The organism is Arenibacter lacus, assembly GCF_008711145.1.
Taxonomy (GTDB): domain Bacteria; phylum Bacteroidota; class Bacteroidia; order Flavobacteriales; family Flavobacteriaceae; genus Arenibacter; species Arenibacter amylolyticus.
On record NZ_VVIN01000050.1, the window covers coordinates 16567 to 27778 of the forward strand.

At 41.3% G+C, this 11212-nt stretch carries 5 protein-coding genes; all 5 read left to right on the forward strand.

All coding sequences use genetic code 11. The annotated features are described in order from the left end of the window. Positions 1–348 precede the first annotated feature (348 nt). Positions 349–3492 (forward strand): SusC/RagA family TonB-linked outer membrane protein, encoded by a 3144-nt coding sequence (locus F1E73_RS13155; RefSeq protein WP_150452148.1) that lies wholly within the window; start codon positions 349–351, stop codon positions 3490–3492. Between the two features lie 10 nt (positions 3493–3502). Then, positions 3503–4963 (forward strand): RagB/SusD family nutrient uptake outer membrane protein, encoded by a 1461-nt coding sequence (locus tag F1E73_RS13160; protein ID WP_150452149.1) that lies wholly within the window; start codon positions 3503–3505, stop codon positions 4961–4963. Positions 4964–5048: 85 nt separating this feature from the next. Beyond that, positions 5049–7430 (forward strand): glycoside hydrolase family 95 protein, encoded by a 2382-nt coding sequence (locus tag F1E73_RS13165; protein WP_150452150.1) that lies wholly within the window; start codon positions 5049–5051, stop codon positions 7428–7430. A gap of 562 nt (positions 7431–7992) precedes the next feature. Beyond that, entirely contained in the window at positions 7993–10290 is a 2298-nt protein-coding gene (locus F1E73_RS13170) for a glycosyl hydrolase family 95 catalytic domain-containing protein (RefSeq protein ID WP_150452151.1), read from the forward strand. Positions 10291–10748: 458 nt separating this feature from the next. Then, a partial coding sequence (locus tag F1E73_RS13175; RefSeq protein ID WP_150452152.1) for an alpha/beta hydrolase occupies positions 10749–11212 on the forward strand: 464 nt, incomplete at its 3' end.

Below are 11212 nucleotides of genomic sequence, written 5' to 3' on the forward strand. Positions count from 1 at the left end.
ACTTTTACGGATATATTCTTTTCCAAAACTGAGAAGAATAAGAAAACCGATGAACACGAGCTGTAAAACTAGATTAAAATAGTTTTACCAATCGCTAAGCAAAAAACCCTTTGCTTTCGCGAAAGGATAGCGATATATCAAGAAAAGCGATTTGCTAAACTGCCAGAAGATGGGCAATTGAAGGCTTTTACCAGAATCTCCAAGACTAACCTAAATAAATATTAAAGAAGATGAACCGATAGAAAACGAAAACATAGCACTTTCACTTAAAAACCACAGCTACTGAAGATACAACTAACATAAGAAAGTGTGCACGCTACAATATTAACAACCAAATTTATAATAAACATGAGAATAACTAGCCTAGCGGGGGGCCTTAAGAAAGACTGGCCCAATATGTTTCGACCCAAGATGAAACTAACCGCCCTTTTATTTCTGATTTCAATATTTCAACTACAGGCAACTACCACCGCCAAAACAACAATCGATTTTAAAAACACCTCCATCCTACAGCATTCGGTAAGTGGTACCGTTACAGATAGCGACGGCGCTCCATTACCAGGGGCCAACATTATAGTAAAGGGGACCACCAATGGAGTGACAGCAGATTTTGATGGGAACTTCAACATTTCAGTCGCCAACCAAAACGCTACCCTAGTTATATCTTATATAGGGTTTGCTACTAAGGAAGTTGCTTTAAATGGGCAGACCAAAATAACGGTAACCTTAGTGGAAGATGCCGCTGGATTGGATGAAGTGGTGGTAGTTGGATTTGGCACACAAAAAAAGGTTAACCTTACTGGATCCGTTGCAACCGTAGATGGGGAAACCTTAACCAAAAGACCCGTAACCAATGCCGCCTCTATGTTACAGGGACAGGTAGCTGGATTAAGGATAGTTCAAAATACGGGGGAACCTGGGAATGAAGGCTTATCTATCCGAGTAAGGGGTCAAGGCACCTTTAGTAATGCCGGCTCCAATCCTTTGGTGCTAATTGATGGGGTTGATGGAAACCTCAGTGATTTAGACCCCAATGACATTGATAATATTTCAGTACTTAAAGATGCAGCCTCTGCCTCAATTTATGGATCCAGGGCGGCAAATGGGGTAATATTAGTTACTACTAAATCTGGAAAGTCAGGAGAATTCAAAGTTGAATACAACCTTAATACAGCTATTCACACCCCTACAAAACTCTTTGATGTTGTAACCAATTCTGCTGAGTATATGGAGCTGTGGAACGAAGCAAGAACGAACACTGGTATCACTACTGGACTCTATCCGCAATCTGAAATAGACCTTTATAGAAATGCCACTGATCGCGTTAAGTATCCCAATGCTGATTGGCTTGATATCATGTTCAACCCTGCTTTCGTACAATCCCATAATATCGGAATTAGTGGCGGGAAAGAAGAAACTCATTATAAATTATCGCTAGGCTATGTAGATCAGCCTGGTGTAATGAAAGGATTCAATTATAAAAAATTCAATGCTCGCTTAAATTTAGGCTCTCAAATCAATGACTTTATTAAGATAGGGACAAACATTTCATTGAAAAAAGGGGATTTATCTAGACCAAGACAGGGATCCAGTGATTTGTTTCTGTCTACGATGTCACAAGCACCTACCTATTTACCAAAACTACCTGATGGGCGCTACTCTTATAAAGCTTATGACTTCGAATCGAACAACAAAAATCCAGTAGCTATTGTAGAAAACGATGTACTTAGAACCGTCACAGACTACTCTGTGAACGCACAAGCTTGGGCAGATATTAATTTAACAAAATCCATAAATTGGTACTCAAAAGCTGCCATAGTTGGGGAATTTGAAAAATGGAAAGACTGGAGACCTTCCGTCCCACTTTACAACTACCATACTGGAGAATTTGCAACAGACTTAGATGTTGGGGGCCGAGGCTTACAGGTAAATAGCGGACAAAACATTTTCACCAATATCTTCACCTACCTTAAATATGAGGGTGAGATCAGTGAGGGACACAATCTTACCGCCCAAGTGGGTTACAGTGAAGAGTCTAACAGAGATGAATATCTACGTGGTTACAGGCGAGATTTTACTGGTAACAATTTAAAAGAATTGGATGCTGGTAGCCCTGCCGTACAAAATGCCAACGGTTCTGTCTATGAATGGGCTTTACAATCATTCTTCGGCCGTTTAGGTTATAATTATAAAAGTCGGTATTTAGTAGAGGTAAATATGCGATATGATGGAACCTCTAGATTGCATAAGGATCACCGCTGGGGAACCTTTCCATCTATCTCTGGAGCTTGGAGGGTATCTGAGGAATCCTTTATGAAAAAAGAAGGGATGAATTGGCTTAGTAATCTGAAAATTCGTGGCTCATACGGGGAATTGGGCAACCAAAATATAGGAAATTACCCTTATCAGGATATTCTCTCCCTCACTGGAAACTATCCCTTTGACAATGCCAACTTGTCTTCGGGGGCAGCTCAAACATCCTTATCTAACCAGTACATTACTTGGGAAACTACTACGATTACGGACATTGGCTTGGATTTGAGTGCATTTGATGGCCTTTCCCTCACCTTAGACTGGTATAGGAAAACCACCTCAGATATCCTAAGAGGATCACAAGTTACCGGACTTGTAGGTTTAAATGCTCCAACGATTAACAATGGAACTATGCAAAACACTGGAGTGGAGCTGAATTTGCAGTATCGCAATAGTGTTAAATCCGGTGCTTTTGAGGGCCTTAATTACAATGCAGGCTTTACCCTTGATCGGTTTAAAAATGAACTCACCGAATTTGGTGAACGTGAAATTGGGGGAAATACCATTAAAGAAGAAGGGAGACCTTGGAATACTTTTTATATGTTAGAAGTGACCGGAATCTTCCAGACGCAGGCAGAGGTTGATGCTGCACCCAAGCAATTTAATGACAATACTCAACCGGGAGATTTAATATATAAAGATCAGAATGGAGACAATGTTATTAACGATGAGGACCGCACCTTTATGGACGGACAATATCCGGACTTTGAATACGCAATGAACTTTAATGCGGATTGGAAGAATTTTGATCTATCCTTATTTTTTCAAGGGGTAGAAGGAAGAAATATTTATGTTAGTGATTGGGGAACCATTCCTTTTGTTCAGGGATCGCCCCCAACCACGGATTGGAGAGGTAGATGGACCGAAGAAAACCCATCTACTACCATGCCCAAAATTTATTGGGGATTCAATGCCCCCGATAAAATTAGGAGGACGTCCAGTTATTATCTGCAAGACGCTTCATACTTAAGGCTAAAGAATATTTCAATAGGATATAATTTACCAAACTCCCTACTAGAAAGCATGAAGCTTAAAAAGCTAAGAATTTATCTTTCTGGGGACAACTTACTGACCTTTACCCAGTATCCAGGCCTTGACCCAGAAAGAGGAGACAGTGGTCGTTTTGTAAACTATCCACAGAACAAAATATACGCTCTTGGTCTGAACGTTCAATTTTAAAGATATAAAAATGAAAAGATATTTTTTAGCAATATTAATAGGCATCATGGGCATTGGTTTTAGCGGATGCGAAAAAGATGCATTGGATAAAAACCCCTTGGATAAATTATCCAGTGGAGAGTTTTGGAAATCCAAACAAGATTTTGATATGGCCCTTACGGCAATTTACGGAGAGTTACAGAATTCCATGTTCTCTTTTGGTGCCCCCAATTGGGACGTACTAACCGATAATGGTTTTGGACAGCACAATTATTGGGGGAGTCAAGCTATAGTACAAGGGAATATTTCTCCCACTTCTGGTGGATATATTTCAGAAGTATACAACAGTAGCTATAGAGGAATTGCCCGCATCAACATCTTCTTGGATCAACTTAACAACTTTGAAGGTGATGAGATTGACAGTTCATCCAAAGGGAAATATGAAGGGGAAGCACTGTTTATTCGCGGGTTTTATTATTTCCAATTGTACTCAAACTACGGTTCAGTACCAATTGTAACAGAACCGCTAAATTTGGAAAATCAGGTGCAACCCAAAGCTCCGGCAAACGAGGTTTTGGCACAGACTTTAGCCGATCTTGACACTGCAATCGCCAATCTTTCCAACGAATTATATGCCGATAATGAAGGACATGCCGTTAAGTCGTCCGCCCAAGCTCTAAAATTAAGGGTGCTCCTATATGCAGCCTATGATGACAACGGTTCAGCTGATCCTGAAACTTTGACCCAAGCTAGAGATTTAGCATTAGAAATAATGGGAGCTGGTTATGACTTAAGCCTAAACTTTGAAGATGTTTTTAAGGACGGCACCCAAGAAGGAAATCCTGAAATAGTCTTTTCTATTAAGTTCTTGGCTCCCGACAATTCAACCTCAATGGATCAGTGGTATGGAGATTGGGTAGTTATTAGTCCTTTACAAAATTTAGTAGATGCTTTTGACCCCTTGGATCCTAGATTGGAAAAAACCATATATTCCGGCGAGGTTAATTTTGATGGTAATATACACAACCCCTCCAATGGACTACCAACAGGATATGGAGTCAAGAAATTCCTTAGTCCAGGTCTAATGCCTTATGGATACTCGACCCAAAGTCAACAAGACTGGGTTTTATTACGCTATGCCGATGTGCTATTAATGTATGCCGAAGCACAAAATGAACTTGTTGGCCCAGACCAATCAGTTCATAATGCCATCAATGCGATTAGAGCGCGCGTAGGCATGACAGACATACCAATTGGTCTAACAAAAGAAGAAATGAGAGAAACAATCCGCAAGGAACGTAGAATTGAATTAGCTTTCGAAGGTCTTCGTTATTATGATCTCAAAAGATGGAGGATAGCTGAACAGGTTTTGAACAATGTTTCTGATGGCGTATTGGACTATAAATTTGAAAAAAGGTTTTATAACTGGCCTTTACCCCAATCAGAAATAGATAAGAGTCAAGGGGTATTGGTGCAGAATCCTGACTACTAGGCATAAAACATTTAAATACAAACACCTTAAAACAAAAAGAATCCAGGAATTATCCAAATTCCTGGATTCCTTTAAATTTGGACCAATGAACACTATAAAATACGGCTATTTCAGCACCTTAATCGCGCTTGTCCTTTTCACCAGTTTTCACCTCCATAGCCAGGAGGAAACCGCATTAAAACTTTGGTACCAAGAGCCAGCAAAAAAGTGGATGACCGAAGCACTCCCTATTGGCAACGCCTATATGGGCGCTATGATCTTTGGAGCGGTGGAAGAGGAGCATATCCAATTTAATGAAGAAACCCTATGGGCTGGCGGTAAGGGAGAATGGGAACAATACAACGGAGGAAACCGCGAAAACGCACATAAACACCTGCCAGAGGTTAGAAGATTACTTCAGGAAGGCAAGTATAACGAAGCCCATCAATTAGCTAATAAAGAACTAACGGGCATCATTAAAGGGACTAATGAACAGACAGGATGGATAGGTTATGGCTCCTACCAGCCCTTTGGGGATGTCTTCGTAAGGCCAGAGCACAAAGGACAACCCAGCAATTATACCAGAACTCTAGATATTTCCAAAGCCCTTGCGACCGTTCAATATTCCGAAAATGGTATCGCCCATAAGCGTACCTACTTTGCCAATTACCCCAGCAGGACCCTCGTTTTCAAATATGAAAATAACAGTCCGGAGGGAATTGACTACGTTATTAAGAAAACCACCGTCCATAAAAATACTACCACCGTACTACAAGGGAACCAACTAATCATGTCTGGCAGCCTGGAAAACAATGGGATGAAAATGGAAAGCAGGATGTTAATAGATACCGATGGTGGCAAGCTTACCTTTAAGGATGGGGAATTATTGATAACCGCTGCCAAGGAAGTGATCCTTTATCTAACCGCAGCAACGGATTATAAAAACGAATACCCTCATTACACGGGACGGGATTACAAGGCTTTAAACAAAAAGACAATCAATGCTTTAAAACAAAAAAGCTACAACCAGCTTATATCCGAACACATTGCGGATTACACCCGCTTATTTTCTAGGGTCCATTTTAAATTGGAATCCGCGGACCAAGCCCATATTCCAACAGACAAAAGGCTACAAGCATACGCTGCCGGAAACGAGGACCCACAATTGGAAACCCTTTATTTTCAATACGGACGTTATCTGCTTATCAGTAGTTCCAGGCCTGGCAGCATGCCTGCCAATCTCCAAGGAAAGTGGAATAATATGACGAATCCGCCTTGGGCCAGTGATTACCATGCCAATATCAACATTCAAATGATTTACTGGCCAGCAGAAATCACCAACTTATCGGAAACCCATGAGCCACTAATAGATTATATAGACAAGCTGAGAGCCCCAGGACGTAAGTCGGCCAAGGATTTCTTCAATACGCGGGGGTGGATTGTCAATACTATGAACAACCCCTTTGGATTCACCGCTCCGGGATGGGATTTTCCTTGGGGCTTTTTCCCAGGGGGAGCTGCATGGTACGGAAGGCACGTATGGGACCATTATAAATTTTCAGGGGATGTGGATTACCTAAGGGAAAAAGGATATCCCATTATGAAAGAGGCTGCCCTATTCTGGTTAGATTACCTTACCAAGGACGAAGAGGGGTACTTGGTATCCTCTCCTTCCTATTCTCCCGAACACGGAGGTATTTCCACAGGGGCCTATATGGATATTCAAATTGCTTGGGATATTTTCTCCAATTGCATTAGCGCCACCGAGGTTTTAGGGGAAGACAAGGAATTTAGTGAAAAATTGATCAAGGCAAAAGCGCAGCTATTACCGCTAAGAATTGGAAATTGGGGGCAGTTACAGGAATGGAAGGAAGATGTAGACGACCCTAATAACAAACATCGTCATGTTTCCCATTTATATGCGCTGTACCCTGGAGACCAGATTAATTCTATACAAACCCCTAAATTATTGGATGCCGCCAGAGTTTCCCTAAATGCTAGGGGCGATGATGGCACCGGATGGTCCATAGGATGGAAAATTAATTTTTGGGCCCGTTTATTGGACGGAGACCGCGCCTATAAACTCTTGAGGAGAGGCATGCAATTGGTCCATGAGGATGGGGTGAATATGATGGACGGTGGTGGAGTCTACACCAATCTCCTATCCACTCATCCACCCTTTCAATTAGACGGCAATATGGGAGCAACCTCAGGAATGGCAGAGATGCTTTTGCAATCCCATTCCGGAGAAATTCAACTATTGCCTGCGCTTCCAAAAGCTTGGCCTACTGGAAAAATTACTGGCTTAAAGGCAAGAGGCGGAATTCAAGTTGATTTAGTATGGAAGAATGGCACCTTATCCCAAGTGAGGATCCAGTCAGCCCAAGACCAAACAAAAAAGGTAACTTACCAAGGACAAACTACAGAAATTCGGTTAAAGAAAAACAAAGCAGTGATTTTGAATCAGTATTTAAATCCGATGAATTAAACGAGATTAATTGTAAAATGGAAGGGATTTGAAAGGTATTGAACACTTTAAAACTATTAGGCAAATTTATAGGATCTAACACAGCAACATCCTTGCATATACCAATTTTGCCTAAAACAATTGTTTGATGCAAAAAAATACCATAATAAGCCCCAATAGTGGTAGTGTAATCCTTTCTTTAGTTCTAAATTGCATAAAGGTTAAATTAAGAATTTACAATTGAGTTTTGTGAACAAACAATGGCACCTGCTCATAAGTGCCATAATTTTATTGAGTTAGTTTAAGAAATCCGGAACCCCATTGGGGCATCCGGATTTCTTTATTTCCCTCCTACAAAAGCCTCTCAATTCCCTACCTATTACCCACACCATTAGCTTGGCAACACCCCACTACCATAAAAAATCTCCTTCTCACTTAAAAAAATAAACTTAGTTTTTCCGAGGGTTGCTCTTTTCCTTCAGGTTAGGTATCTTGGGCGCTTTAATAATCAAAGTGTTAAGCTGTAAAATTCAATTATAAACCTTATATAACCCGGGCAATCACAGTTTGCAAACCAATCCCAATGAATCACAAAATACTATGTTCCCTACTTATCTTATGCTTACTTGTTAGTTGCAAGAAGAAGGAAAAGCATATAAAACTGGATCATATTCCACAATACGAACTTAAGTTTAACCAATTAGCCACTTCTTGGGACGAGGCCATTCCCTTAGGAAATGCTACCGTAGGAGCTTTGATATGGGAAAAAAATGGAAAACTTCGCTTTTCGTTAGACCGTTCGGACCTATGGGATTTGCGTCCCATGGAAAATCTCAACTTTAAGGATTATGGCTTCGATTGGGTAAAACAACAGTGGGAAAACAATACCTATCACAAGGTACAAGAACGTTATGACGAGCCTTACGATCTACTACCGGCACCCTCCAAAATTCCAGGGGGTTCCCTAGAGTTCGATATTAGTGGCTTGGGTGAGGTAGCATATGTAAAATTGAACTTAGCTACCGCCATCTGTGAGGTTAAATGGAAGAATGGAGCGGTCCTAAAGACTTTTGTACATGCTACAGAACCCGTAGGTTGGTATTCATTTGAGAACATCAACAGTGATTTAGACCCCACCATTATTCCCCCACCTTATGTATCCTTACAACAGGCAGGAACGGAGGATCCGGTAACGGGACAAGACTTACGCAGGTTAGATTACGATGGTGGCAGGGTTACACAAAAAGGGTATACCATCACTTATGACCAGCAGGGTTGGGAAGACTTTAGGTTTCAGGTACACACCCAATGGCAACCGAGTCCTACCCATCTAAAGGGGAGCTGGAGCATGAGCACCAAACAAAATGAGGGGGACACTACGGAAACCGCAACCCAAATAGTCGCCAACAGCCTTACAACAGGAATTGACTCCGCTATGGCAAGTCACACTAAATGGTGGCACAATTTCTGGAAACAATCCGCTATCAAGGTGCCAGACCCCATCCTACAGAACCAATGGTATATGGAGCTATACAAATTTGGATCGGCGGCAAGGCAAGATGCGCCTCCTATTTCACTACAAAGTGTGTGGACGGCAGACCATGGGAAGCTACCCCCGTGGAAGGGCGATTTCCATCACGATTTAAATACCCAATTAAGTTATTGGCCTGCTTATACTGGGAATCAACTAGACCTGCAAAAGGGATTTTTGGATTGGATGACCACCTACAAGGCAACATTCAAAAAATACACCAAAGAGTTTTATGGCACCAATGGCTTAAACGTACCTGGGGTAACCACCTTAACGGGAGAACCTATGGGAGGTTGGATTCAGTATTCCTTCGGACCTACCGTAGGGGCCTGGTTGGGGCAGCATTTTTATTTGCATTGGCGTTATTCCATGGACCGCGATTTCCTAAAAGAGGAAGCATATCCTTGGATCAGGGACGTTGCAATACATCTTGACGAATTATCCGAATTGGATGAAAACGGCAAAAGAAAACTTCCTTTGAGTTCTAGTCCAGAAATCCGAAACAATACCCGCGAGGCTTGGTTTAACGACATCACCAATTTTGACCTTTCTCTAGTGAGATGGACCTATACCCATGCCGCTGAATTGGCCCAAGAGTTGGGATTAACGGAGGAAGCCAACCGATGGAAGGCCTCACTAGAGGAGTGGCCAGATTTTGCCTTAGATGAGCAAGGCCTTATGGTGGCGCCCAGTTTGCCCTACCAAGAATCGCACCGTCATTTATCGCATCTAATGGCGATTCACCCCCTTGGTCTTATAGACGTTTCCAACGGAGAAGAGGATAAAGAAATAATAAGGAAGACCATTGAAAATTTAGATCAAGTAGGAACAAGTCAATGGGTGGGATATTCTTTTAGTTGGCTGGCCAACTTAAAAGCTAGGGCCTTGGATGGAGAAGGTGCGGCAAAGGCCTTGAGAGATTTTGCCACTGCTTTTGTCCTTCCCAATAGTTTTCATGTAAACGGCGATCAATCCGGGACCGGTAAATCCAATTTAATCTACCGACCATTCACCCTAGAAGGCAACTTTGCTTTTGCTGCCGGATTACAGGAAATGTTGATACAGAGCCATACGGGAACTGTCCATATTTTCCCGGCCATTCCCAAAAATTGGAAGGACGCGGAATTTTCCAAATTACGTGCGGAAGGTGCCTTTTTGGTATCCTCCAAACTGAAATCTGGAAATGTAAAATGGGTGTCCGTTGTTTCTGAAAAAGGAGGGGTATTCCGGTTAAAAAATCCTTTTTCCACACAACAAATTACTACGGAACCCAAGATGGAAATACAATGGGAAGGCGATGTTATGATCCTCTCAATGAAACCTGGCCAAAAAATAGCGATTAGACCATAAGGTCCTAAAACGAAATCACTATTTAACAAACAGTCCTTCAAAATGAGGCACTTAGCCAACAATTCCGACTGAGTAGTTTGTTTAACAACAAGAAACTAGATAGGAAAATGGCGGAATTCACCTTTTTATTTCGCCATTTTCACTTTTAAATCATTTGCTTTCATCACCCTTTTCTTCCAAAACGATACTATACAAACAAGTTGGATTAGTCCAGGAATTTTTAATCTTAAGCTTAGCAATTATTGAGATGGAATAGCAGTATTAAGTGGCGTCTTAAGTTCTATTTTCATATCCAATTATTTTACTTTTATAATTGATAGAAATAATGAACTCCTGTATAACATTTCTATTATCCCAACGATCCAATCACAAAAACCATGATCATTTAAACCTATATTCATAGGTATTCCCTTCTCCTAATTTTCTATCTTTAAAACTACCAACCTATACGCTACCTAATGAAAGCATTATTTTTCTTTATAGCATATTTATGTACCATGACCAACTTTGCCCAAAACACCGTTCTACCGCTATGGCCGAAAACTATTCCAAATGCCATAGCAACTGATATTACCGAAGAAATTATTAAGGAGGATATCATAAGAATCTCCAAAGTACAGACGCCAACCATAGAAGTATACCTTCCCGCAAAAAAAATTGCTACAGGACAGGCGGTACTCATATTCCCTGGTGGCGGTTATGGGATTTTGGCTTATGATTGGGAAGGAACCGATTTTGCCAAGCTTTTAAATTCCAAAGGCATTGCTGGTATAGTAGTCAAATATCGCCTTCCAAACACTCTATGGGCCACCGATAAACATAATGTACCCTTACAAGATGCGCAACGCGCTATGCGATTGGTGCGTTCCAAGGCAACCGCATGGAATATTGATCCGGAAAACATTGGTATTATCGGATTTTC